The organism is Proteus vulgaris, assembly GCF_016647575.1.
Classification (GTDB): Bacteria; Pseudomonadota; Gammaproteobacteria; order Enterobacterales; family Enterobacteriaceae; genus Proteus; species Proteus mirabilis_B.
Genome location: NZ_CP032663.1, coordinates 2,612,775 through 2,637,535, shown reverse-complemented (window position 1 = coordinate 2,637,535; position 24,761 = coordinate 2,612,775). Strand labels below are relative to the sequence as shown.

Genomic DNA, 24,761 nt, shown 5'->3' with positions numbered 1-24,761 from the left:
TTGCGCCATGTTATTACCCTGGCTAATACTTATTCCCTTCATCGGTGGCCTGCTAAGTTGGCAGGCTGAACGAATCGGCTCGCAAGTCCCTCGCTGGGTTGCGTTGCTGACGATGGGATTAACACTCGTTATTTCTGTGCAACTTTGGTTGCAGGGCGATTATCAACTACTTAGTGCTGATGGAGCACCACGCTGGACAGAGTATTACTTTGTGCCGTGGATCCCTGCTTTAGGGATTAATATCCAATTTGCACTTGATGGTATGTCATTACTGATGACTGTATTAACTGCGATTTTAGGTATCTTAGCGGTACTTTCATCGTGGAGTGAAAATCAGCCATCACAAGGTGCTTTCCATTTTAACCTGCTGTGGATCTTAGCAGGTGTAATGGGTGTATTCTTAGCGACTGACCTGTTCTTATTCTTCTTCTTCTGGGAAATGATGTTGATCCCAATGTATTTCCTAATTTCTTTATGGGGACACAAAGGAAGTAGCGATAAAAAACACGTTAGTGCGGCAACAAAATTCTTTATCTATACACAGGCAAGTGGCCTGTTAATGTTGCTGGCCATTATCGGTCTTGCGGTGGCTTTCTACCGTGAAACAGGTATTTGGACGTTTAACTACGATACCTTATTACAAGCACATACGGTTTTAAGCTCTGAACTACAATTTATCCTGATGTTAGGTTTCTTCGCTGCATTTGCAGTGAAAATGCCAATTGTTCCTGTACATGGCTGGTTAGCAGATGCTCACGCAGAAGCACCAACAGCAGGCTCTGTTGACTTATCAGGTATTTTGCTAAAAACAGCAGCTTACGGCCTATTACGTTTTAACTTACCGCTCTTCCCAGAAGCGTCAGCGTTGCTGGCACCTGTGGCGATGTGGTTAGGTTTAATTACTGTATTTTATGCAGCATTACTGGCATTTCGTCAGACAGATATTAAACGTCTTGCGGCTTACAGTAGTATTTCTCACATGGGCTTTATCGTAATTGCGATTTATGCCGGCTCTGTATTGGCTTACCAAGGTGCGATTATTCAAATGATCACCAATGGTTTGTCAGCAGCAGGTCTCTTTATCATGTGTGGCATGCTGTATGAGCGTTTAGGTACGCGTGATATGAACCAAATGGGTGGATTGTGGAAAAGCATCCGTTTCTTACCAGCGTTTTCATTGTTCTTTGCGGTTGCCTCTTTAGGTATGCCAGGAACAGGTAACTTCGTTGGTGAGTTTATGATCCTGTTTGGTACTTATGGTCACTTTAAGCTGATCACGATTATTTCGGTCTTTGGTTTAGTTTTTGCTTCTGCCTACGCATTGTGGATGATGCAACAAGCTTACTATGGTTCACCGAAAACAGCTGAAAGAACCTATAAAGGGTTAGATCTGAGAGAGTTCTTTATCCTGATCACATTGGTTGTTTTACTGGTTATCTTGGGCTTCTTCCCTCAACCAGTATTAGACACATCAATATCAGCGATGGAAAATCTCCAGACTTGGTATTCCGCTTCTATTTCAACAGTAAGGCCGTAATTCGCCATGACAATAACTCCTGAACAATTGATCGCAATGCTACCGCTATTGATCGTCGGATTGACGGTGGTGGTTGTGATGCTGTCCATTGCGTGGCGACGCGATCATTTTACTATTGCCACTTTGACAGCAACAGGTTTCATCATTGCGCTGGGATCACTCTATTACGTTAATGCATTAGGCGTAGTGGACGTTACCACGCTTTACCATGTTGATGGATACTCTAGCTTCTTTACCGCGCTAGTGATCCTTTCTGGTATTGGAACTATTGCTTTTGCTTATCCTTGGTTAGAAGGCTATCAAGATAACAAAGAAGAGTTTTATTTGCTGATTGCGATTGCGGTTATTGGGGGGATCTTACTCTCTTCCGCTCACCACTTCGCATCAATGTTTATTGGTATTGAATTACTGACATTGCCACTGTTTGGTCTTATCGGTTATGCATTCCAACAACGCCCATCACTGGAAGCAGGTATTAAATATATGCTGCTTTCGGCAGCAGCATCTTCTTTCTTACTGTTTGGTATGGCACTTCTCTATGCAGAAGCAGGAAACCTCTCCTTTACCGCAATGGGACAAAGTTTAAGTGATAGCAATATCCATAAACCATTAGTACTTGCAGGTTTAGGTATGATGTTAGTGGGGATTGGATTTAAATTATCTTTATTCCCATTCCAACTGTGGACACCCGATGTTTACCAAGGCGCGCCAGCACCAACAGGCGCATTCTTAGCGACAGCAAGTAAGATTGGTATTTTTGCTGTTGTTATGCGTTTATTCCTTGAAGCACCCGCAGCAGATAGTGAAACCTTACGAATGATCTTAGGTTTCATGGCAATTGCCTCTATCTTGTTTGGTAACATCATGGCATTAACGCAAAAGAGCGTGAAGCGCTTACTGGGTTACTCTTCAGTATCGCACCTTGGTTATCTGCTAGTGGCATTAATTGTATTGCAATACAGCCCTGTATTAGCACAAGAAACAGCTGAAATTTATTTAGCGGGTTACTTGTTTGCAAGCTTAGGGGCGTTTGGTGCTATTGCAGTTGCTTCTAGTCCTTATCGTGAAAGCGAAATGGATTCACTGGAAGATTACCGAGGATTATTCTGGCGTCGTCCTGTGGTTGCTGTGGTGATGTCACTGATGATGTTATCACTGGCAGGTGTACCAATTACATTAGGCTTTATTGGTAAACTGTATGTCATCATTGCAGGTATCAGCTCAAGCTTGTGGTGGTTAACTGGCATGGTTGTGTTAGGTAGTGCGATTGGCTTATTCTACTATCTACGTGCTGCGGCTATTGTCTTTTTACGCAAACCAGACAATGACAACACTCCTGCAATTTCAACAACATCACAAAATATGGCGACATTTGTTGCGCTAATCTGTGCAATTGTTGTTATCGCATTAGGTGTGTGGCCACAACCACTTATTGAATTAACTAATTTTGCGATTATTGCTCCAGCAGTAAATTAATCGACATTATAAGATAATAAGATAATAAAACGGCTCTGTAATACAGAGCCGTTTTTTTAGTTAGGGTGTATTGCTGTTTAGCTTTTCTGACGTATCGTAATATAAAGAAAAATCATCTAAGAATAAAAATAGAGGAATAATAATATCTTCTGTTAATAAAATATTATTTTTTAACTCGTAAAACTGTAAATTAATATTATTCCAATATTTATTTAATTGTTCTAGTTGTTCAATAAACACTCTTAGGTAATAGTCGATATCAATTAGTTTATAGTAATGTTTTAGAACAAATAGGGCATTTTGTTTTTTGTTTCTTAATTGGTTGAGTTGTTTAATTTGTTCTAGGTAATTTGCCGTTAACTGGTGACGCGTTTCAACGATTTTAGTATAAGAAAAACCATGACTTAAAGTTGAAAATAAATTATTAAGTATTTCTATCAATGAAGATAGCAGGTTTTTCTCTTTAGGTTCAATGTTAAGTCCTTCAATTTCTGATTTTGACGGAATAGAACCTTTGAAAAGATCGAAAAAATGTCTTTTATTTAAGATATCTTCACTCTCTCGAATAATATTCAGGTCTTGTTTTGTTTTTTCTGAATCTATCTCTAAAGTTGAAATGCTTTTTGTTAATTCATTAATTAAATTCTTTTTATCAATAATAAAGGGAGTGACCTTATGAGTGATAAACTGCTTTTTAAGTTGCTTTATTTCAGTTGATAGAAATAAATTATGTTCACTAATTAGAGTGCTTGTTTCGTTTATCTCGTTTAGATATATATCTATGATCTCTTTTTTTTCTACTTCCAGTTTTAATTTTAACTCTACATCAAGAGTTTCTTTTTTTATCTCTTCATCAATTTCATTAATGGTTTTAAATATATCATTGAGTAATTTTTGTCTTAATCGACTTTTTAATACTAGAGAAAAATAAATAATACTCTCAATATTTTTATTATTTTTCTCTAAAAATAAGGTTAGCTCATTGTCAAAATCATTATTCATATAACATTTATTATTACTTAAATGAAGAATGTTTCTATATGCATGAAAGAGTTTATTATGTTCAAAAGATATTTCTGAAATGATGAGAGTTTCATTATTATTCATAACAATTTCCTTTTGTTAATTTGAGGAGTAAAAAGAAGAGAGAGCACTATCGAAAGAGAATAAGATCTCTTTTGAATAACCAATGACCATATACCAAGGTGAGATGATTTTTTCTAAATAAATACTAAATTTAATAAGCTCTAATGCATTGTTTATTTTATTGAAATTATTAATTGATGCTTCTATCTCTGTTAATATGGCTTGCCAAACATACTCAATATGCTCTAGTGCCATATTTGTATCTTCAATAAGCTGTTCTATTTCTTCCAGCTCAATATAAAGTGAATTTAAATGTAGTGATAGATTGGTATAAATATCTATCTCTTTATTAAGTTTTTTTACTTTATCGATCAATTGATTTCTTTTTTTACGAATATTTTCAGCTTTCGCACCAAAAATTCCACCTGTAATAATAACGCCGATAATGCCTGCAGCAAGTCCTGTAAAAGCAAGCGCAACATAATTTTTATATTCTTCTCTGAGTATTGATATATCTTCAATCAGTAAATCACGTTCGTCACTTAATAACACATTATTTTTATTATAAAATTCATTTATGAGTCTTTTTTTATTAATAATTTCGTGATAGATAGAGTGATGAGCAATATTTTGACTATCTTTTCCTCCCATGATTTTACTTCTGAATGTGGATAAACTCTCTTTGAGTTTAAGTGTTTTTTCTCGCTCAATTTCAATATCTTCTTTCATACTTTCCAATATATGAATAAGTTGAATAGAAACTTGTTTATCTTGAGAAGTATATTTGATGTTGATTAACTCTTGCTCAGAAAGATCATGCATGGTTGTTGATATTTTAGTAAGTAACGGCATTTGATTAATAAAGGAAATAATATTTTCACCTGTAGAAGTAATTTCTCTACCAATAATTTCCAAATCAATGGCTTGCTGTTTTATTGAATATTCTATCTTATTCCATTCGAGTGCATGCTCTCGCATTTTGATAAAAAGAGATAAAATATTTTCGGGTGAAAGTTGTTGTATGCTTATTTGGTTGTAACCAATAAAATCTATTACATCATCTAATTTGTAAGGAAGTAAAAGTGCTTTATTAATATAAGTTTTTATCTTAATTAAATCAGGAGAAGTCACAATACCCGGTAATCGACCATTTTCGATATCTATTCCTAATATTAAACCGAGTGCAACTTTAGGAACATCGGGCGCTTCGATAAATTTATCTACTTGTTCAAAGATGGTTGTATCCATATAACCCCTCTTATGTATAATGTTTTTCGTCTATACAGTTCAGCCTTAAATGATTGGTTCACGATTTAAGTTTTTAGATTAATGCATCTACTTTGTAACATGAAAAATACAAAACTTTGATAAATGACAAAGGTTATAATTAATCAACCCTTTGATAATTTGTATAGAGACGTATAATCTCCCTTTTAATTAGTTGTGGGTATTTGGAGTGGAAAAGGTTAATCCTGTGTTTTCGACACTGTACGAAAAAGTTAAAAATATAAATCTGACAGCACAAGGTAATCTTTTACATTTGAAAGTCACCTTGCCATCAGAGGTTTCATTTTCATTGCTCTCATGGCTTGCTGCACAGTCGTATTATCCCCAATTTTATTGGCAACATCGCGATGAGCATGAAGAAGTCGCCGCTTGCGGGCAATTACGTTGTTTTAATCATATTGAAGATGCTTGCCGATTCTTAGGTTTACATCATTGTGATACAAACAGTGACGATGTGCGTATTTGGGGCTTAAATGCGTGGGATACCATTATTCCAGGTCGCATTGATAAAATAAAAGGCGATGATGCCTATCTTTTTTTGCCTCGCATTGAGATTAGACGCCACCAGCAACAGCTTTCTGTTCATCTAAATATGTTGGATGAAGGTGATAAGCAAAAAACATTAGATTTTCTGCAAACATTAAATCAAGCCGTAGAAATTGAACCGCTTTCTGTTTCTGTTACTCATGTTAATCACTCTTTAACGCAAGAGCAGTGGACTCACTATCTCAATATTGCCTTAGATGAAATTAGCCAAGGTTTATTTGAAAAAGTTGTCCCTGCAAGAGCGACATGCTTAACGCTGGATAACCCACTGAAAGCGATCCAATTTATGAAGGCGAGCCGTGATGTTAATCATCATTGCTATCACTATATGCTGGCATTTTCACCTTCAGATGCATTTATGGGAGCGACACCAGAAAGATTATATAAGCGTGATGAGTTGATGCTTTATACCGAAGCGTTAGCGGGTACAGTAGCGAGTTCTGATAATGAACAACAAGCCACTAAATTTGCAAATTGGCTGATGAATGATAAAAAGAATCAGCATGAAAATCTGGTTGTAGTTGATGATATTTGTCAACGATTACAAGGTGGAGTTGACGGTATCGATGTGTCACCCGCAGATGTTATCCGGTTGCGTAAAGTGCAGCATCTTCGTCGCTATATACATGGTAAATTAATTGATTCTGATGATATCGATTGCTTAAAACGATTACAGCCAACAGCCGCCGTATGTGGCTTACCAAGAAGTGTCGCGCGTGCATTTATTCGTAAGCATGAACCTTTCGAGCGCCGTTGGTATGCGGGCTCTGCGGGATATATATCTCTTCCTCATGCAGAGTTTGCGGTTAGTTTACGTTGTGGTGAGTTGCATGATGATGCTTTAACTTTATATGCTGGTGCAGGTGTCGTTGCAGGCTCAGATCCTCAGCAAGAGTGGACTGAAATCGAGAATAAAGCGGCAGGTTTACGCACATTGCTGGAAAAAGAGAGTTAATTTCTTACAGATAATCTCAGTTTGAATAAATAACATCAGCGTAATAATCAAAATTTGATGAGTAGTTTTTTAAAGTCAGTTATTTAGTGCTACTCTTCAAATAACCACTGCTAATTGTTAACTAATTGATGCTATCCTTTAGAGCACTAGCGCTATTTATTCCTATTCTTAACGATAAAAAAGAGCTCATTGAAAATAGAGTGGATGATTAGCCTAAATAATGCACTCTTTGAGTGTTTTCTTTAACGATTTATTTAACGAAAACTTCTGTTCATTGAACTAGGCTAAGGAAAAGTATTTAGGAACAGATATTATAATAGCAATTGCAGGTTTTCGTTGTTGGGATGATCAATGTCTAATAGTTCGTTTAATCGCCAATGGGCTAAAGTTATACTCGAAACTTTGACTCGTCATGGCTTACGCCATATCTGTATTGCCCCCGGATCTCGCTCGACCCCTTTAACACTTGCGGCGGCTGCCAATCAAAAGTTAGTTTGCCATACGCATTTTGATGAGCGCGGTCTTGGTCATTTAGCTTTGGGACTCGCAAAAGCAACCAAAGAGCCTGTCGCTGTTATCGTGACATCTGGAACCGCCGTTGCCAATTTATATCCAGCGTTGATTGAAGCCGGATTAACGGGTGAACGTGTTGTCTTTTTAACCGCAGATAGACCGCCTGAATTAATCGATTGTGGTGCAAACCAAGCTATCCGCCAGCAAGGTATTTTTGCAACGCATCCTTCACAGACACTCTCTTTACCAAGACCAACAGCAGATATTTCTGCAAGCTGGTTAGTTTCTACCCTTGATAATGCAATGAATACATTGGTTCATGGTGCATTACACGTCAATTGTCCTTTTGCAGAACCTTTATATGGGGATGATGTTGAAACATCAACACCATGGACTGAAGCATTAGGGAATTGGTGGCAAAGTGATAAACCGTGGCTACAAGAAACACTTTTTACCTCTGTCACTATGCATCCTCAGTGGAATGTACTACGTCAGAAAAAAGGTGTGGTTATTGCAGGGCGTATTAGCCCAGAAGAGGGTGTTGAAGTTGCAAAATGGGCTTCACAATTAGGTTGGCCTTTATTGAGTGATGTATTATCACAAACTGGGCAACCGTTACCTTGTGCCGATTTATGGTTGAATAATCCACAGATAAAATCAGAATTAAATAAGGCTGAAATCGTTATTCAATTTGGTTCAAGTTTAACAGGAAAACGCTTATTACAATGGCAAGTAGGATGTTCTCCAAAAACGTATTGGATTATTGATCCTATTCCGGGACGCTTAGATCCTGGTCATCATCAAGGTGAGAAATTTACATTACCACCTATGCAGTGGTTAACGGCACATCCTGCGATTGATAATTCACTGTGGACAAATGCATTAGCTAATATAGCCAAACAAACCTACCAGAAAGTCAGTGAAATAACTGATTATTTCGGTGAAGCACAGGTTGCGCACCAATTAGATAAATTACTTCCTAATGATGGACAGCTATTTGTTGGCAATAGTCTGATAGTGCGATTAATTGATGCATTTGCTCAATTGCCTCAAGGTTATCCTGTGATGAGCAATCGAGGTGCGAGTGGTATTGATGGCTTAATTTCAACATCTGCGGGTGTTCATCGAGCAACAGGAAAGCCAACATTAACAATATTAGGTGATTTATCTGCACTGTATGATTTAAATAGTTTGGCGTTGCATCAACAAGTTTATGCGCCTAATGTTATTATCGTAGTGAATAATAACGGCGGGCAAATATTCTCAATGCTACCAACGCCAGAGGCAGAGCGCGAACGCTTTTACTGTATGCCTCACTCATTAAATTTCAAACATGCAGCCGCAATGTTTGGCTTGCATTATGTATCACCAACAAGTTGGGATGCACTGCTAACGACTGTTCAGGCATGCTGGACAGGGGCGCCAACAACGACATTAATTGAATTAATTGTTGATGATACTGATGGTGCAAAAACATTAAATCAGCTGGTAAAACAGGTAACATCTCATGACTTTAGCATGTCAGCGATATAATACCCATAATGAAGGGCCTTGGTTAGTTTGGTTACATGGGCTATTAGGTGAAGGTTGTGAATGGGAGCCAGTCATTCAGGCTTGCCATGAATATCCATCACTTGTGATTGATTTGCCTCGTCATGGTGGCTCTGCATCTATCAGCGCAAAAGATTTTGTTGAAGTTAGTACGTTACTAACAGACACACTTAAAGAGCAAGGTATTGACCACTATTGGTTAATTGGTTACTCGTTAGGTGGCAGAATTTCTATGTATCACGCATGTTTTGGTGATACTACGGGATTAATGGGATTGATTGTAGAAGGTGGAAATCCGGGTTTATATGATGCAACGGAAAGACAAAGTCGCATTGCACATGATAAACGCTGGGCCGAGCGTTTTCGTAATGAACCTATCTGTGACGTATTAACGCAGTGGTATCAGCAACCAGTATTTGCCGATTTAAGTGATGAGAAACGTCAGCTACTCGTTGAGAAACGACGCCGTAACGCGGGTTTTTGTATTGCAGAAAGTTTAGAAACACTTTCTTTAGGTCATCAGCCTTGGCTTGTCACAGAATTACAGCAACTCACTTTGCCGTTTATTTGGCTTTGTGGTGAAAAAGATAATAAGTTTCAATCTATTGCGCAGCAATATTCGCTGCCATTAACGACTATCCCGCATGCTGGTCATAATGCCCATCAGGCACAGCCTGTTGCTTATGCTGCGGTGATAAATCATGTTTTATCCCTCTTTGGTTAAAGGAACCTAATTATGCTTTACCCGAGCGAAGAAAAATTATATGCACCGATTGAATGGCAGGATTGTTCTGAAGGTTTTGAAGATATCCTCTATCATAAATCAGTCGATGGCATTGCAAAAATTACGATTAACCGCCCGCAAGTGCGTAATGCTTTCCGTCCTTTGACAGTGAAAGAGATGATCCAAGCATTAGCTGATGCACGTTATGATGACACAATTGGTACTATCATTTTAACGGGTGCTGGTGAAAAAGCATTCTGTGCAGGTGGTGACCAAAAAATTCGTGGCGACTACGGCGGATATCGCGATGATAGCGGTACTCATCACCTGAACGTGTTAGATTTCCAACGTCAAATCCGTACTTGTCCGAAACCTGTTGTAGCAATGGTTGCCGGTTATTCTATCGGTGGTGGTCATGTACTTCATATGATGTGTGACTTAACTATCGCTGCTGAAAACGCTATTTTTGGTCAAACAGGACCTAAAGTGGGTTCTTTTGATGGTGGCTGGGGCGCTTCTTATATGGCTCGTATTGTTGGTCAAAAGAAAGCACGTGAAATCTGGTTCTTATGCCGTCAATATGATGCAAAAGAAGCATTAGAAATGGGCTTGGTTAACACTGTTGTTCCTTACGCAGATCTTGAAAAAGAAACCGTACGCTGGTGTCGTGAAATGCTGGAAAACAGCCCAATGGCATTACGTTGCCTGAAAGCAGCATTAAATGCAGACTGTGATGGTCAAGCAGGCCTTCAAGAATTAGCGGGTAATGCAACTATGCTGTTCTATATGACTGATGAAGGTCAAGAAGGTCGCAACGCCTTTAATGAAAAACGTCAACCTGATTTCACTCGATTTAAACGTAACCCATAATGCGAAACGCCAAACTCTATTCATTCAGCCTACCTGTAGATGCAGGCGTTGTTCTGCGCTATCAAAGGCTAAAAACGCGTGATGGTTTTCTTGTCTGTTTAGAGCAAAATGGCAAACAAGGATGGGGTGAAATTTCACCTCTTCCTGAGTTTAGCCGTGAAACTTTAGAACAAGCACAAGAAGCCGCACAATCTTGGTTAACAGCTTGGTGTGCGGGTGAAAACCCTGTTCATAGTGAACTGCCAAGTGTGGCTTTTGGTATTAGCTGTGCACTAGCAGAGCTTGAAGATACATTGCCACAAGCCGCGAATTATCGTGCTGCACCTTTATGTAATGGCGATCCTGATGATTTGATTTTAAGCCTTAATGATATGGAAGGCGAAAAAGTCGCTAAAATCAAGGTTGGATTATATGAAGCAGTGCGTGATGGGATCGTTGTTAACCTGTTATTAGAAGCTATCCCTGACTTAAAACTAAGACTTGATGCCAATCGAAGCTGGACTCCAGCAAAAGCAGAAGGCTTTGCGAAGTATGTGAATCCGCAATGGCGTGACCGTATTGCATTTTTAGAAGAGCCTTGCAAAACACCTGAAGAGTCACTGGCTTTTTCTCAAGCAACCGGTATTAATATCGCTTGGGATGAAACGGTGCGTGATGATGGTTTTGAAGTAAAACCACAGCCTGGTGTGACAACGATTGTTATTAAACCTACGTTAGTGGGAAGTCTTGAGCGCTGTCAAATGCTTGTTAAACAAGCACATGCGTTAGGGTTAGATGCCATTATTAGTTCAAGCATTGAAAGTAGTTTCGGACTCACTCAATTAGCCAGAATTGCACAATGGTTAACGCCTAATAGCATTCCGGGGCTTGATACGGTTGATTTGATTAAACAACAACTTATTCGTCCTTGGCCAAATGTGGATATTCCGCTTATCTCTCTTGAACAGCTAGAGACAGTATGGCAACAGTAGTTCCATTTAAGCAATGGCCGTGGCATCACTGGGCACAATTATACCCAAATGAAACGGCCATCATTTCAGGTGTTTCACCTATTACATGGCAACAACTAAGTTGTCATATTAATCACTTAGCTAGCAATTTTGCTAAACAAGGTGTTGGTACACAAAGCACTGTGTTGTTGCGTGGAAAAAATCACATCAATCTTGTTTTTGCACTGCTTGCTGTTTTTCAATGTGGTGCAAAGGTTTTACCCTTAAATCCACAGCTTCCAAAATCTTTACTTGATGAATTATTGCCTCACTTATGCATTGATTTTTATGCTGATTTGAGTGAAACGCCGTTAGATTTAAATGCAACATTGCTTGATCTTAGTGGTATTGAGCTAGATAACACGTCACGTCAATATAAAACTCAAACAGTAAATGATGTCCAATGGACGCCATCTCGTATGGCAACACTTATTTTGACATCAGGCTCATCAGGTTTACCTAAAGCCGCAGTACACACCTTTGATGCTCATCTTTGCAGTGCAATGGGTGTTTTATCATTAATGCCTTTGGAAAAAGGAGATAGTTGGTTACTTTCTTTGCCTCTATTTCATGTTTCAGGACAAGGTATACTTTGGCGCTGGTTATTACGTGGAGCAACGCTGGTGGTGCGTGAAATGCACCCATTTGTAGATGCTTTGCAAGGTTGTACCCATGCCTCTTTAGTTCCCACACAATTATGGCGTTTTTTACAAAATAGAGCGCAGCAAAATAATCAACAACCTATTACCCTAAAATCTGTTTTATTAGGGGGAGCAATGATCCCTATTGAGTTAACACAAGAAGCAGAACATTGGGGAATTCAATGCTGGTGTGGTTACGGCATGACAGAAATGGCATCGACCGTTTGTGCCAAGCGTGCGGATGGTAAAGCAGGAGTAGGGCTTCCACTAAAAGGCAAAAATATTAGGTTAGTGGATGATGAGCTTCAGATAATGTCTGACAGCGTCGCATTAGGATATTGGTTTGATGGTAAATTAAAACCGCTATCGCTTACGGCTGATGGTTGGTATTCAACGCGAGATAAAGGCTGTTTTAATGCCGAAGAGTGGTGTGTTTTAGGCCGTTTGGACAATCTTTTTTTCAGTGCTGGCGAAGGGATCCAACCAGAAGATATTGAAAAAATTATTAATACACATCCAAGTGTTAGCCAATCTTTTGTTGTCCCTATCGATGATGCTGAATTTGGGCAACGCCCAGTCGCAGTTGTTGATGCTGATATTGAAGCCATCAATCAATTACCACAATGGTATCACTCCCGATTAGCCGGATTTCAAAGACCGGTTGCTTGCCTTCAACTTCCTGAAAGTCTTAAAAATGGGGGAATTAAAATCTCCCGTAAACAAGTACAGCAATGGGTGAAAGGGCAATTGTTGAAGTGATATTAAAGAAAGGCGCCCGAAGGCGCCTTATTATTTTTGCCGAGTTGCTCACAGGGCTTCTTATTATAAGTTACTTAGCGTCTTTTTTTGCTAGCGCTTTTATTGCTTTTTCAACGCCCGCACCATATTCAGGGTGAACTTTCTTAAATAAGGCAATTTGACGTTTTTGTGTATCTTTACTTGCCTGTATTAATTCACCTGCAATACGAGCAAACATACGTTGATGCTCTTCATCACTCAGTAATTCATACAGCGCACGAGGTTGGCTGAAGTAATCTTCATCTTCACGATGATTCCAGTGATCTGCCGCACCTTCAATTGATAATGGTGGCTCTTTAAAATTAGGCTGTTCTTGGAACATACCACCATTATTTGGCTCATAAGTAATACCGCTACCACTATTACCATCAACACGCATTGCACCATCACGATGATAATTATGGAATGGGCATTGTGGCGCATTCACAGGGATTTGATGATGATTAACACCTAAACGATAACGGTGAGCATCACCATAAGAGAATAGGCGACCTTGTAACATCTTATCTGGAGAGAACCCAATACCCGGAACGATGTTTGCAGGGCTAAATGCCGCTTGCTCTACATCAGAGAAATAGTTTTCAGGGTTACGGTTTAGCTCGAAATAGCCCACATCAATTAATGGATAATCAGCATGAGGCCAAACTTTAGTTAAATCGAAAGGATTATAAGGGACTTTTGACGCTTCTTTTTCTGGCATGACTTGAATTTGTAAATTCCAGCGAGGGAAATCACCACGTTCAATAGCATCAAATAAATCACGTTGTGAGCTTTCTCTGTCTTGACCTACGAGAGTTTGTGCTTCGTCATCCATCAGGTTTTTAATGCCTTGTTGGCAACGGAAGTGGAATTTAACCCAAAAGCGCTCATTATCTTTATTAATAAAGCTATAAGTATGGCTACCAAAGCCGTGAATAAAACGATAGCTTTGTGGTAAACCACGGTCACTCATATCAATGGTTAATTGGTGCAGTGCTTCTGGCAAATGAGAGAAGAAATCCCATTTGTATGCCATATTACGGAGGTTAGTTTTAGGGTCACGTTTTACAACGTGGTTTAAGTCTGGGAACTTCAGAGCATCGCGAAGGTAGAAAACAGGGGTGTTATTACCCACCATATCCCAGTTACCTTCTTCAGTATAAAATTTTAACGCAAAGCCACGAATATCGCGTTCGGCGTCTGCGGCACCTCTTTCACCCGCAACGGTTGAAAAGCGAGCAAACATTTCTGTTTTTTTACCCACTTTAGAGAAAATTTTAGCGCGAGTATATTTCGTAATATCGTGAGTGACTTTAAATGTACCAAAAGCACCAGAGCCTTTTGCGTGCATACGTCTTTCTGGAATAACCTCACGATCAAAGTGAGCTAGCTTTTCTAAAAACCAGACATCTTGAAGTAACATTGGACCACGAGGGCCTGCTGTCATCGAGTTATTATTGTCTACAACAGGTGCACCTGACGCCGTTGTTAGCTTTTTCTTTTCCATCACATATCTCCAGTTTATGAAATAGTAAACGATCTAAAAAAAATAGCATGTGTGAATAAAACGAAGCGAACAGCCTTATATTTATTATGGTTAATATTGACTGTAATTCCACTTTAGCAATATTGAACTCATTAATAAAACCAATTAGACCAATAATATTGATAGCCGTAACTTATTTACATAGATTGAAAATTCTACAGATTATCTTTCAATTTTGAGCCAAGTTGTTTAATAAATTTGTTGTATAATTATAAGTTAGGACAATTATTTGCTGGAGTAATAAAAATGAAAAAATATTTATTGGTCGGTGCGATAAGTGCGCTGTTTGTGGCTGGAAATGCCAATGCAGTATCAATGAATATTCAAGCAGGGGAACATTATACAGATGTTCGCGCTGGTTTAGGTGATCCTAATGCGGGTCTTTCTTTTAATGGTAACTGGGCTCGTAGTGATCACGATGGCCAAGTAGGAAGCTTAGGTGCAAAATTTGCGTTACCTTTAGGACCTTTTTCAGCAAGTGTTGGTGGTAAAGCTCTCTATTTAGCACCCAAAAATGGTGATGATGGTGCTGCTTTAGCGGGTGGTGTGGGCCTTAACTGGAATGTTCTGCCTTCTTTAAGTGTGTATGGCGAAGCCTATGCATCTCCTGAAGGATTAACCTCTGGTAGTAAATCTTATTATGAAGCTGATGTAGGGGCTCAATTAACGGTATTTAAACCATTGCATGTTAATGCAGGTTATCGTGTGATTGAAATCGAAAACTCACATAATAGAAGCAATAATAAATTAGCTGATGGTTTCTATGTGGGTGCAGGTTTAAGCTTCTAACCTAGACGCTATATCTGAATCAAAAAAAGCAGGTGTCTAAAATTAGCACCTGCTTTTTTGTTATCTATAAGAAAGCGATATAAGAAAGCGATATAAGAAAGGGAGTTAGCCAACTTGAGGTAATAAACCAAAAGTAATAGCGATTTGAATACCTATAACTATCAGACCGCAAACAAACACAATACCTAATGCGCCTTTACCACCTTTAACTTTGTATTTATCAGCACCGTTTTGTTCTTGTCTAACTTTCCATACTAATAAAGCAGGTAGAAGCAATGCTAAAATTGACAGTGCGATAGCCGCATAAGCTAATGCTTGCACAAAGTTAGGGAAATAAAGCGCACAAACTAAAGGTGGAACAAAGGTTAATAAGCTTGATTGCGCACGCCCAGTTGCACGATTACTGCGCTTAAAGAGATCCGCAAGATAATCAAATAGACCTAATGCAACACCAAGGAACGAAGTCGCTAAAGCTAATGCCGCAAATAGGTTAACTGCAATATTCACACGAGGTGTAGCAACAACATCACGAATAGCGGTAAGTAAGCCATTTAACCCAGATTGTTGCGCCATAATTCCCATAAAAGTATTTGTTGGGATAGCACCTAATGTGGCAATTTGCCATAAGATATAAGCAACAAGCGGAATAGCACTACCAATAATAAAGATAATACGTAGCTTTTTAATATCACCATTCATGTAACTTACGATACTTGGCACACTACCGTGGAAACCAAATGAGGTAAAAATAACAGGAATAGCAGAAAGAATCAGCCCATATGCCACAGGCATTGAGGTTAAGTTTACTGACTCAACGTGAGGTAACATCACAATCAGCATAAATATGAGGAAGAAAACTTTTGCGGTAAACAATAGACGGTTAATCATATCAACCGATGTTGTACCAATTCCTACCACAGCTCCGCCAATCACTGTAAAGATAATAATACCTTGTGTGACAGAAAGCTCATGTCCAATCCAAGATGAAAGGGTGGCTGAAAGTAATTCACCCGCACCACTAATATAAGCGGTCGTTAACGCGTACATTAACAGCAACAGTGCGAGCCCAGTGATAACTTGACCACCTACACCGAGATAGCGTTTTGCGATAGAGCCAAGACCTGTATGAGGATCGTTGTATTGATAAACTTCCACCAGCAGTAATGCGGTATAGCTCATCAATAACCATAAGCCAACAAGCAATAGCATCATCGTGCTAAAGCCGATACCCACAGCAGCTAGTGGCATTGCCAGCATACCTGCCCCAATTGTTGTTCCTGCAACAATAAAAACACTGCCTATAGTGCGATTCTTCACAAGATCCTCTGTTCACTAGACTATTTTATTTACTTAAAAAGCAGAGTATAAGAATGGTAAATTTCTGTCAAATTTTAATTACGTATAGTGTAATGATTAGTTTACAAAAAAGATTTTATGAATAAAAAAACGCCAATCATAAATATGAATTGGCGCTTTAAGAGAAGGGCTTATAAGAGCGCTAATCGTCAAGCTCTACCATTCGTCTTATTTGATCACGATTAATCTGTTTAATCTGTCCGGTTTCTGAATCTTTGTAGGTAATTAACCCAGTTGCTTCATCTTCTTGGGGTTTATCTGTCGTTAAAATTGTTTCCCCATTTACTGTTTCTATTTTTTGTGGACTTGAACAGCCTGCAACAAGCAGAATTGATGTAGAAATAGCAATGACTGAGAAAATAGACTTTAATTTCATAATGCTTTTCCTTTTTTTATCGTGTTAACTTAACCTTAGTCAAAGTTGAACAAGAGTGTTAGAAAAAAGCTCAAATTAAGATAATTCAAATTATTCAGAGTAAATTTCTATTTCGATATCACTGATGGGATGGCAGCTACAAGGTAAAATTTCATCGGGTTGGATAAACGCTAAAGGTTCATTACGATAACAAACTTTGCCTTTCACTAGGCGTAGACGACAAGAGCCACAATAGCCTTCACGACATTGGTATTCGACTTGGACTTTTCCATGTTCTAATGCATCAAGCAAAGAAGGATGGGTGTCAGTATGAAATTCTAAAGGTTTTGAAAGACCCTGCTGATGCAGGGTCACTTTATGAGATGCCATAACGTATCGGTGTTATTTCTCAGTATTACAGTTCAAAGTTACTTAAATCATCAGTATCAACTTGTGAATCGATTTGACCCACTAAGTAAGAACTGACTTCAACTTCTTGAGGCGCAACTTGAACGTTGTCAGACACTAACCATGCATTGATCCATGGAATAGGGTTAGAACGCGCTTTAAATGGTAATTTAAGACCCACTGCTTGCATGCGAATGTTGGTAATATATTCAACATATTGGCAAAGGATATCTTTATTTAAACCAATCATAGAGCCTTCAGAGAATAGGTATTCAGCCCACTCTTTTTCTTGCTCTGCGGCTTCAACGAACAGGTCATAACACTCTTGCTCACATTCTGCTGCGATTTCTGCCATTTCAGGATCATCTTGACCTGAACGCAGTAAATTCAGCATGTGCTGTGTACCTGTTAAGTGTAGCGCTTCGTCACGAGCAATTAGTCGAATGATCTTCGCGTTACCTTCCATCAGTTCACGTTCAGCAAAGGCAAATGAACAGGCAAAGCTAACATAGAAACGGATTGCTTCTAGTGCGTTGACGCTCATTAAGCACAGATAAAGCTGTTTCTTTAATTTGCGTAACGTGACATGAACCGTTTTACCTTTAACTTGATGGTCGCCTTCGCCATACATGTGATAAAGATTTGTTAGTTTGATTAACTCGTCATAATAAGAAGAAATATCACGCGCGCGTTTTAAAATTTCTTCATTTTCAACGATATCATCAAACACAACTGACGGATCGTTAACAATATTACGAATAATATGAGTATAAGAGCGAGAGTGGATGGTTTCAGAGAATGACCATGTTTCAACCCATGTCTCTAACTCTGGGATCGAGATTAAAGGTAAAAATGCCACGTTAGGGCTTCTTCCTTGAATCGAATCCAACAGTGTTTGATATTTTAAATTACTAATAAAAATATGTTTTTCATGATCAGGTAAAGCATTGTAGTCAATGCGGTCACGAGAAACATCCACTTCTTCTGGACGCCAGAAGAAGGAGAGTTGTTTTTCAATTAGCTTTTCAAAAATAGGATATTTTTGCTGATCATAACGCGCTACGTTAACAGGTTGCCCAAAAAACATGGGCTCCTGAAGTTGATCATTTTTAACTTGTGAAAAAGTAGTATAAGACATAGCTTCCTCAATTAAATTTTACACGCGCCGCCTTCACAATCTGAATCTTCCGTCTCAACGACTTCTTCCAGATCACCCTGTACATCATCAGCACCATCACGGGTATTGTGATAATAAAGTGTTTTCACACCGTATTTGTAAGCGAGCAGCAAATCTTTCAGCAGTTGGTTCATTGGAACCTTACCGCTAGGGAAACGAGTAGGATCGTAGTTAGTGTTCGCTGAAATTGCTTGGTCAACGAATTTCTGCATGATGCCCACTAACTGCAAGTAACCTTCAATACTTGGCATTTGCCACAGTAATTCATAAGCGCCTTTCAAACGCTCATACTCAGGAACCACTTGACGTAAAATACCGTCTTTAGAGGCTTTAATACTGATATAACCACGCGGTGGTTCGATACCATTTGTTGCATTCGAAATCTGTGAAGATGTTTCTGATGGCATCAGTGCAGACAGTGTTGAGTTACGTAAACCGTGCTCTTTAATGTCTTTGCGTAAACTTTCCCAATCGTAATGCAGAGGTTCTTTTGTCAGTACATCCAATGATTTTTTATAGGTATCAATAGGTAAAATACCGTCAGCGTAAGTGGTTTCATTAAACCATGGGCATGCGCCTTGTTCTTTCGCTAATTCATTAGATGCTTTTAATAAATAGTATTGAATTGCTTCAAATGCACGATGAGTTAAGTTATTTGCACTACCATCAGAGTAGCGAACACCGTGTTTTGCTAAATAATAAGCAAAGTTAATAACACCAATACCTAAGGTACGACGACCCATTGCACCTTGTTTGGCAGCTAAGATTGGGTAATCTTGGTAATCTAACAGCGCGTCTAATGAACGAACGGCTAAACGAGCAAGTTCTTCTAAATCATCAAGATTTTCAATTGCGCCTAAGTTAAATGCAGATAACGTACACAGTGCAATTTCACCATTAGGATCTTTAATATCATTTAATGGTTTAGTTGGCAGTGCAATTTCTAAGCATAAATTTGATTGGCGAATTGGGGCAACAGCCGGATCAAATGGGCTATGTGTATTACAATGGTCAACGTTCTGAATGTAAATACGGCCAGTTGATGCACGTTCTTGCATCATTAATGAGAATAACTCAACCGCTTTAACTTGTTTTTGGCGGATGCTTTTATCTTTCTCATATTGCACGTATAAACGTTCAAATTCATCTTGATCAGCAAAGAATGCATCATATAAACCCGGGACGTCAGAAGGGCTGAATAAAGTAATATCCTGACCTTTGATTAAACGTTCATACATTAATTTGTTTAACTGAACGCCGTAATCTAAATGACGAACACGGTTATCATCAACACCACGGTTGTTTTTCAGTACCAGCAGGCTTTCAACTTCTAAATGCCATAATGGATAGAATAAAGTTGCCGCACCACCACGAACACCACCTTGCGAGCAAGATTTTACCGCAGTTTGGAAGTGTTTATAGAAAGGGATACAACCTGTGTGGAATGCTTCACCATTACGAATAGCACTACCTAATGCACGAATACGACCTGCATTAATACCAATACCTGCACGCTGAGAAACATATTTCACAATGGCACTTGATGTTGCATTGATAGAATCAAGGCTGTCGTCACACTCAATTAATACACAAGAGCTAAATTGACGAGTTGGTGTTCTTACACCCGCCATGATTGGCGTTGGTAATGAGATTTTAAAGGTTGAAACCGCATTATAAAAACGTTCGATATAGTCCATACGTGTTGCTTGTGGATAACGAGAGAACAAGCAAGCCGCAACTAAAACATATAAGAACTGTGCGCTTTCATAAATTTCACCTGTAATACGGTTTTGAACGAAGTATTTACCTTCTAATTGTTTAACCGCAGCGTAGGAGAAGTTCATATCACGTTGATGAACAATAAAGTTATTCATCTGTTCGAACTCTTCTTGTGTGTAATCTTCAAGAAGATGGCGATCATATTTGCCTAAATCGACTAATTTTTTAACGTGATCATACAGTGTTGGTGGCTCAAATTGGCCATACGCTTTTTTACGTAAATTAAATACGGCAAGACGGGCAGCGAGATACTGATAATCAGGCGTTTCACCAGAGATTAAGTCTGCAGCAGCTTTTACCAGCGTTTCATGGATATCAGCAGTTTTGATACCATCATAAAACTGAATCTGAGAACGTAATTCAACTTGAGATACAGAGACATTTTCTAGACCTTCAGCGGCCCAGGCGATAACACGGTGAATTTTGTCTAAGTCAATGCGTTCTTTATGACCATCACGTTTTGTGACGAGCAGGCTGTGATTCATGAGCGATGCACCTTTCTTGCATTAGTGTTACCTGAAATTTTATACCGCAAAAAAACGCTCCCGATGACAATCTGTGTCAAGGAGTCTTGTGGTGTGAAATTTAAGGAAACACAATATATAGGGGTTGGTTCAAATGGTGATAACAAGATAAAGGTAATTGAGAGATTGATCAAGTGTACAAATCTGATTGTTTCTGTGGATAAATAGGGGATAAATTTTTTAACAACTGCCTGTACCCTGCATAAATACAGGCAGTAAGAAACACAAATTCAAGTGACAACGATGTAAAGTCAATTTTAAAAAATGTGATCGTTTGATGTTTTATTAAACCAAATCAAACTTTCAGTTTCACGAATTCGAGTTATGTGTCGATTGTGTGTGCACCATATAATTCACATCGACATTTGGCGCTAATCGGAATTTGTCAGTGATCGGGTTATAATGTAAACCAATCATATTTTTGCTACGCAAATCGGTTTCATCGACCCAACTCAGTAATTCTGACGGGCGAATAAACTTATTAGCATCATGTGTGCCCTTAGGCACCATATTCAGAATATACTCCGCCCCTACCACCAGCATCAGCCACGCTTTTTTATTACGATTGATGGTTGAGAAGAAAACATGTCCACCGGGTTTTACCAATTTGGCACAGGCTCTTACAACAGAAGAAGGGTCAGGAACGTGCTCTAACATCTCCATACAGGTAACGACGTCGTAAGTTTGTGGGTTTTCATTCGCGTGGTTTTCAACAGTATCTTGAATGTAAGTGACAGGAATACCTGATTCCAGCGAATGCAAACGAGCAACTTGTAATGGCTCTGCACCCATATCAAGACCAGTTACTTCAGCTCCAGCACATGCCATACTTTCAGACAAAATACCGCCACCGCAACCAACATCTAGGACTTTTTTCCCAAATAGGCCGTCTGCGCGTTCTTGAATATAGTTGAGTCTTAATGGGTTGATGCGGTGCAATGGCTTAAATTCACCTTCAAGATCCCACCACCGTGATGCGACGCTTTCAAACTTGTCGATTTCATGCTGATCCACGTTAGCATGTAAAGAGGTTGTTTTATCATTCATCAGAAAGTATTACTCCTATTTTCATATTGCCATGATTCTACCAACGTTAGACGGTGAAATCGAAGAGAATAGCGAAAGGATCATTAATTTAGTTGTTTCCTTTTTCCAAAAATTGGCGATTTGTGGTATAGTTCTAAACCTTTGAATCCGTAGTATGAGGGACAGTGGCTCCATGAGCGACATTGCCAGAGAAATCACACCAGTTAATATCGAAGAAGAGCTGAAAAGCTCATATTTGGATTATGCGATGTCTGTTATTGTAGGACGCGCATTACCCGATGTTCGAGACGGACTGAAGCCAGTACACCGCCGAGTGCTTTTCGCGATGAATGTACTAGGAAACGATTGGAATAAACCTTATAAAAAATCAGCCCGTGTTGTTGGGGATGTTATCGGTAAATATCACCCGCACGGTGACAGTGCTGTTTATGAAACGATTGTTCGTTTAGCACAGCCTTTTTCTATGCGTTACATGTTGGTTGACGGGCAGGGTAACTTCGGGTCAGTTGATGGTGACTCGGCGGCTGCAATGCGTTATACCGAAGTTCGTATGGCGAAAATCGCCCATGAACTGCTGGCGGATTTGGAAAAAGAAACGGTTGATTTTGTTCCTAACTATGATGGAACAGAACATATTCCGGCAGTAATGCCAACCCGTATTCCAAACTTGTTAGTCAATGGTTCTTCAGGGATTGCGGTAGGGATGGCAACAAACATTCCTCCACATAACCTAGGCGAAGTTATCGACGGCTGTCTTGCTTATGTTGATAACGAAGACATCACGATTGAAGAGTTGATGGAACATATTACGGGGCCTGATTTCCCGACTGCCGCTATTATTAATGGTCGCAGAGGAATTTTAGATGCCTACCGTACTGGTCGCGGAAAAATTTATATCCGTGCTCAGGCTGATATCGAAACTGATGAGAAAACAGGCCGCGAAACTATTATCGTGACAGAAATTCCTTATCAGGTGAATAAAGCTCGTTTAATTGAAAAAATTGCAGAGCTTGTTAAAGATAAGCGTATTGAAGGTATTAGCGGATTACGTGACGAGTCTGATAAAGACGGTATGCGTATTGTCGTTGAAATCAAACGTGATGCTGTGGGTGAAGTGGTATTAAATCACTTATTCTCACAAACACAAATGCAGGTTTCTTTCGGTATTAATATGGTTGCGCTTCACCAAGGCCAGCCAAAATTATTAAATCTAAAAGAAATTATCTCTGCCTTTATTCGTCACCGTCGTGAAGTTGTTACTCGTCGTACTATTTACGAATTACGCAAAGCGCGTGACCGTGCTCATATCTTAGAAGCACTGGCTGTTGCATTGGCGAACATCGACCCAGTTATTGAAATGATCCGTCAAGCACCAAATCCAGCAGAAGCAAAAGCAGCATTAATTGCACAGCCTTGGGATTTAGGTAGCGTTTCTACCATGTTAGAGCGTGCTGGCGACAGCAACGTTGCTCGTCCTGAATGGTTAGAGCCACAATATGGCGTGCATGACGGTAAATACTATCTAACAGAGCAACAAGCTCAAGCTATTTTGGATCTGCGTTTGCAGAAACTGACCGGCCTTGAACATGAAAAACTGTTAGATGAATATCGTGAGTTATTACTCCAAATTGCTGAGTTATTACATATCTTAAGAAGCCCAGAACGTTTGATGGAAGTTATTCGTGAAGAGCTAAATGCGATTAAAGATCAATATAACGATCCTCGTCGCACCGAGATCACTGAAAACACGGCTGATATTAATATTGAAGACTTGATCAATGAAGAAAATGTTGTTGTGACACTTTCTCACCAAGGTTACGTTAAATATCAACCACTTACTGATTACGAAGCACAGCGTCGTGGCGGTAAAGGTAAATCAGCAGCAAGAATTAAAGAAGAAGACTTTATCGATCGTCTATTGGTGGCTAACACCCATGACACGATTTTATGCTTCTCAAGCCGTGGTCGTCTCTACTGGATGAAGGTTTACCAGTTACCAGAGGCAAGTCGCGGTGCTCGTGGTCGTCCAATTATCAACTTACTACCTCTTGAGCAAAATGAACGTATTACCGCTATTTTGCCAGTAAGAGAGTATGAAGAAGGTAAGTTTGTCTTTATGGCAACGGCAAGCGGAACTGTGAAGAAAACACCTCTGCAAGATTTCAGCCGTCCTCGTAGTGCAGGTATCATTGCCGTTAACTTAAATGAAGGCGATGAATTAATCGGTGTTGATTTAACCGATAGCACAAACGAAGTTATGTTGTTCTCTGCTGAAGGCAAAGTGGTTCGCTTTGCGGAAGATTGTGTTCGTCCAATGGGTCGTACTGCGACAGGTGTTCGTGGTATGAAACTGAGCGATGACGATAAAGTGGTTTCACTTATCATCCCTCGCGGTGAAGGTGATATCTTAACCGTAACTGAAAATGGTTATGGTAAACGTACTGCTCAAAGCGAATACCCAACGAAGAATCGTGCAACACAAGGCGTTATCTCTATTAAAGTGAGTGAGCGTAACGGTAAAGTTGTTGGTGCAATTCAAGTTGAAGAAACTGACCAGATTATGATGATCACCAATGCGGGTACATTAGTTCGTACACGTGTTTCTGAAGTCAGCATTGTTGGACGTAATACACAAGGTGTTACCTTAATTCGTACAACAGAAGATGAATTGGTTGTTGGCTTGCAACGTGTTGAAGATGAAGACGATGCATTAGATGACGACGAAGTTAATGAGGTTATTAGCGAAACGCCATCAGAAGCACCTGATTCAGATTTAGCAGATGATGCGGACGAAGAATAATATTTATCATTATTGTGATGTATAAATA

General features: G+C 39.3%; 19 protein-coding genes. 10 read left to right on the top strand and 9 right to left on the bottom strand.

All coding sequences use genetic code 11. The features are described from left to right. Positions 1-7: 7 nt before the first annotated feature. Entirely contained in the window at positions 8-1,537 is a 1,530-nt protein-coding gene (gene nuoM / locus D7029_RS12315; RefSeq protein WP_194950818.1) for an NADH-quinone oxidoreductase subunit M, read from the top strand. A 6-nt stretch (positions 1,538-1,543) separates the two neighbouring features. Then, positions 1,544-3,013: an NADH-quinone oxidoreductase subunit NuoN gene (gene nuoN, locus D7029_RS12310; protein WP_109401836.1), complete on the top strand. Its 1,470-nt coding sequence runs from the start codon at positions 1,544-1,546 to the stop codon at positions 3,011-3,013. A 60-nt stretch (positions 3,014-3,073) separates the two neighbouring features. Here the strand turns inward: nuoN and D7029_RS12305 are convergent, their stop codons facing one another. Both D7029_RS12305 and D7029_RS12300 read right to left on the bottom strand, forming a co-directional pair. Next, positions 3,074-4,120, bottom strand: coding sequence for an alpha-xenorhabdolysin family binary toxin subunit B (locus tag D7029_RS12305; RefSeq protein ID WP_194950817.1), 1,047 nt, complete (start codon positions 4,118-4,120; stop codon positions 3,074-3,076). Between the two features lie 15 nt (positions 4,121-4,135). Next, positions 4,136-5,347, bottom strand: a complete 1,212-nt coding sequence (locus tag D7029_RS12300) for an alpha-xenorhabdolysin family binary toxin subunit A (protein ID WP_194950816.1) — start codon at positions 5,345-5,347, stop codon at positions 4,136-4,138. Between the two features lie 208 nt (positions 5,348-5,555). Here D7029_RS12300 and D7029_RS12295 point away from each other — a divergent pair, with 208 nt between their 5' ends. From D7029_RS12295 to menE, 6 genes are all read left to right on the top strand, one after another. Beyond that, positions 5,556-6,887 (top strand): isochorismate synthase, encoded by a 1,332-nt coding sequence (locus tag D7029_RS12295; RefSeq protein WP_194950815.1) that lies wholly within the window; start codon positions 5,556-5,558, stop codon positions 6,885-6,887. A gap of 351 nt (positions 6,888-7,238) precedes the next feature. Next, positions 7,239-8,933 carry a 2-succinyl-5-enolpyruvyl-6-hydroxy-3-cyclohexene-1-carboxylic-acid synthase gene (gene menD, locus D7029_RS12290; RefSeq protein ID WP_194950814.1) on the top strand — a complete coding sequence of 565 codons (1,695 nt, stop codon included), beginning with the start codon at positions 7,239-7,241 and terminating at the stop codon, positions 8,931-8,933. After that, positions 8,908-9,675, top strand: coding sequence for a 2-succinyl-6-hydroxy-2,4-cyclohexadiene-1-carboxylate synthase (gene menH, locus D7029_RS12285; RefSeq protein WP_194950813.1), 768 nt, complete (start codon positions 8,908-8,910; stop codon positions 9,673-9,675). The genes menD and menH overlap by 26 nt, the downstream gene beginning before the upstream one ends. A 12-nt stretch (positions 9,676-9,687) precedes the next feature. Beyond that, entirely contained in the window at positions 9,688-10,545 is an 858-nt protein-coding gene (gene menB / locus D7029_RS12280; protein ID WP_075670662.1) for a 1,4-dihydroxy-2-naphthoyl-CoA synthase, read from the top strand. Further along, complete coding sequence (gene menC / locus D7029_RS12275) at positions 10,545-11,516, top strand: o-succinylbenzoate synthase (protein ID WP_194950812.1); 972 nt, start codon at positions 10,545-10,547, stop codon at positions 11,514-11,516. Before menB ends, menC begins: the two co-directional genes overlap by 1 nt. Further along, positions 11,504-12,934, top strand: coding sequence for an o-succinylbenzoate--CoA ligase (gene menE / locus D7029_RS12270; RefSeq protein ID WP_194950811.1), 1,431 nt, complete (start codon positions 11,504-11,506; stop codon positions 12,932-12,934). The genes menC and menE overlap by 13 nt, the downstream gene beginning before the upstream one ends. Before the next feature lie 70 nt (positions 12,935-13,004). Here the strand turns inward: menE and D7029_RS12265 are convergent, their stop codons facing one another. Then, positions 13,005-14,459, bottom strand: a complete 1,455-nt coding sequence (locus D7029_RS12265; protein ID WP_194950810.1) for a catalase — start codon at positions 14,457-14,459, stop codon at positions 13,005-13,007. 285 nt (positions 14,460-14,744) lie between these two features. On the opposite strand from D7029_RS12265, the gene D7029_RS12260 reads away from it, so the two are divergent. Next, a complete protein-coding gene (locus D7029_RS12260; protein WP_088495143.1) occupies positions 14,745-15,287 on the top strand; it encodes a YfaZ family outer membrane protein in 543 nt (180 codons plus the stop codon). 105 nt (positions 15,288-15,392) lie between these two features. Here the strand turns inward: D7029_RS12260 and tyrP are convergent, their stop codons facing one another. The 6 genes from tyrP to ubiG all read right to left on the bottom strand — a co-directional run bounded on the left by tyrP (position 15,393) and on the right by ubiG (position 21,933). Further along, a complete protein-coding gene (tyrP, locus tag D7029_RS12255) occupies positions 15,393-16,604 on the bottom strand; it encodes a tyrosine transporter TyrP (RefSeq protein WP_088495144.1) in 1,212 nt (403 codons plus the stop codon). A 181-nt stretch (positions 16,605-16,785) separates the two neighbouring features. Then, complete coding sequence (locus D7029_RS12250) at positions 16,786-17,019, bottom strand: YgdI/YgdR family lipoprotein (RefSeq protein ID WP_036935606.1); 234 nt, start codon at positions 17,017-17,019, stop codon at positions 16,786-16,788. Positions 17,020-17,109: 90 nt separating this feature from the next. After that, positions 17,110-17,388 (bottom strand): class I ribonucleotide reductase maintenance protein YfaE, encoded by a 279-nt coding sequence (gene yfaE / locus D7029_RS12245; protein WP_075670674.1) that lies wholly within the window; start codon positions 17,386-17,388, stop codon positions 17,110-17,112. 25 nt (positions 17,389-17,413) lie between these two features. Beyond that, a complete protein-coding gene (gene nrdB, locus D7029_RS12240; protein ID WP_075670676.1) occupies positions 17,414-18,544 on the bottom strand; it encodes a class Ia ribonucleoside-diphosphate reductase subunit beta in 1,131 nt (376 codons plus the stop codon). An 11-nt stretch (positions 18,545-18,555) separates the two neighbouring features. Further along, complete coding sequence (nrdA, locus tag D7029_RS12235) at positions 18,556-20,847, bottom strand: class 1a ribonucleoside-diphosphate reductase subunit alpha (RefSeq protein WP_194950809.1); 2,292 nt, start codon at positions 20,845-20,847, stop codon at positions 18,556-18,558. A gap of 348 nt (positions 20,848-21,195) precedes the next feature. After that, a complete protein-coding gene (gene ubiG, locus D7029_RS12230) occupies positions 21,196-21,933 on the bottom strand; it encodes a bifunctional 2-polyprenyl-6-hydroxyphenol methylase/3-demethylubiquinol 3-O-methyltransferase UbiG (protein ID WP_194950808.1) in 738 nt (245 codons plus the stop codon). 172 nt (positions 21,934-22,105) lie between these two features. On the opposite strand from ubiG, the gene gyrA reads away from it, so the two are divergent. Next, a complete protein-coding gene (gene gyrA, locus D7029_RS12225; RefSeq protein WP_088495147.1) occupies positions 22,106-24,733 on the top strand; it encodes a DNA topoisomerase (ATP-hydrolyzing) subunit A in 2,628 nt (875 codons plus the stop codon). Positions 24,734-24,761: the final 28 nt, after the last annotated feature.

Bases quoted from the DNA above. Each gene is read 5' to 3' on its own strand.
- menB (WP_075670662.1), top strand. From the start codon at position 9,688: ATGCTTTACCCGAGCGAAGAAAAATTATATGCACCGATTGAATGGCAG.
- D7029_RS12300 (WP_194950816.1), bottom strand. From the start codon at position 5,347: ATGGATACAACCATCTTTGAACAAGTAGATAAATTTATCGAAGCGCCC.
- nrdA (WP_194950809.1), bottom strand. From the start codon at position 20,847: ATGAATCACAGCCTGCTCGTCACAAAACGTGATGGTCATAAAGAACGC.
- D7029_RS12265 (WP_194950810.1), bottom strand. From the start codon at position 14,459: ATGGAAAAGAAAAAGCTAACAACGGCGTCAGGTGCACCTGTTGTAGAC.
- nuoN (WP_109401836.1), top strand. From the start codon at position 1,544: ATGACAATAACTCCTGAACAATTGATCGCAATGCTACCGCTATTGATC.
- nuoM (WP_194950818.1), top strand. From the start codon at position 8: ATGTTATTACCCTGGCTAATACTTATTCCCTTCATCGGTGGCCTGCTA.
- menD (WP_194950814.1), top strand. From the start codon at position 7,239: ATGTCTAATAGTTCGTTTAATCGCCAATGGGCTAAAGTTATACTCGAA.
- menH (WP_194950813.1), top strand. From the start codon at position 8,908: ATGACTTTAGCATGTCAGCGATATAATACCCATAATGAAGGGCCTTGG.
- gyrA (WP_088495147.1), top strand. From the start codon at position 22,106: ATGAGCGACATTGCCAGAGAAATCACACCAGTTAATATCGAAGAAGAG.
- ubiG (WP_194950808.1), bottom strand. From the start codon at position 21,933: ATGAATGATAAAACAACCTCTTTACATGCTAACGTGGATCAGCATGAA.
- D7029_RS12305 (WP_194950817.1), bottom strand. From the start codon at position 4,120: ATGAATAATAATGAAACTCTCATCATTTCAGAAATATCTTTTGAACAT.
- menE (WP_194950811.1), top strand. From the start codon at position 11,504: ATGGCAACAGTAGTTCCATTTAAGCAATGGCCGTGGCATCACTGGGCA.
- D7029_RS12260 (WP_088495143.1), top strand. From the start codon at position 14,745: ATGAAAAAATATTTATTGGTCGGTGCGATAAGTGCGCTGTTTGTGGCT.
- D7029_RS12250 (WP_036935606.1), bottom strand. From the start codon at position 17,019: ATGAAATTAAAGTCTATTTTCTCAGTCATTGCTATTTCTACATCAATT.
- menC (WP_194950812.1), top strand. From the start codon at position 10,545: ATGCGAAACGCCAAACTCTATTCATTCAGCCTACCTGTAGATGCAGGC.
- yfaE (WP_075670674.1), bottom strand. From the start codon at position 17,388: ATGGCATCTCATAAAGTGACCCTGCATCAGCAGGGTCTTTCAAAACCT.
- nrdB (WP_075670676.1), bottom strand. From the start codon at position 18,544: ATGTCTTATACTACTTTTTCACAAGTTAAAAATGATCAACTTCAGGAG.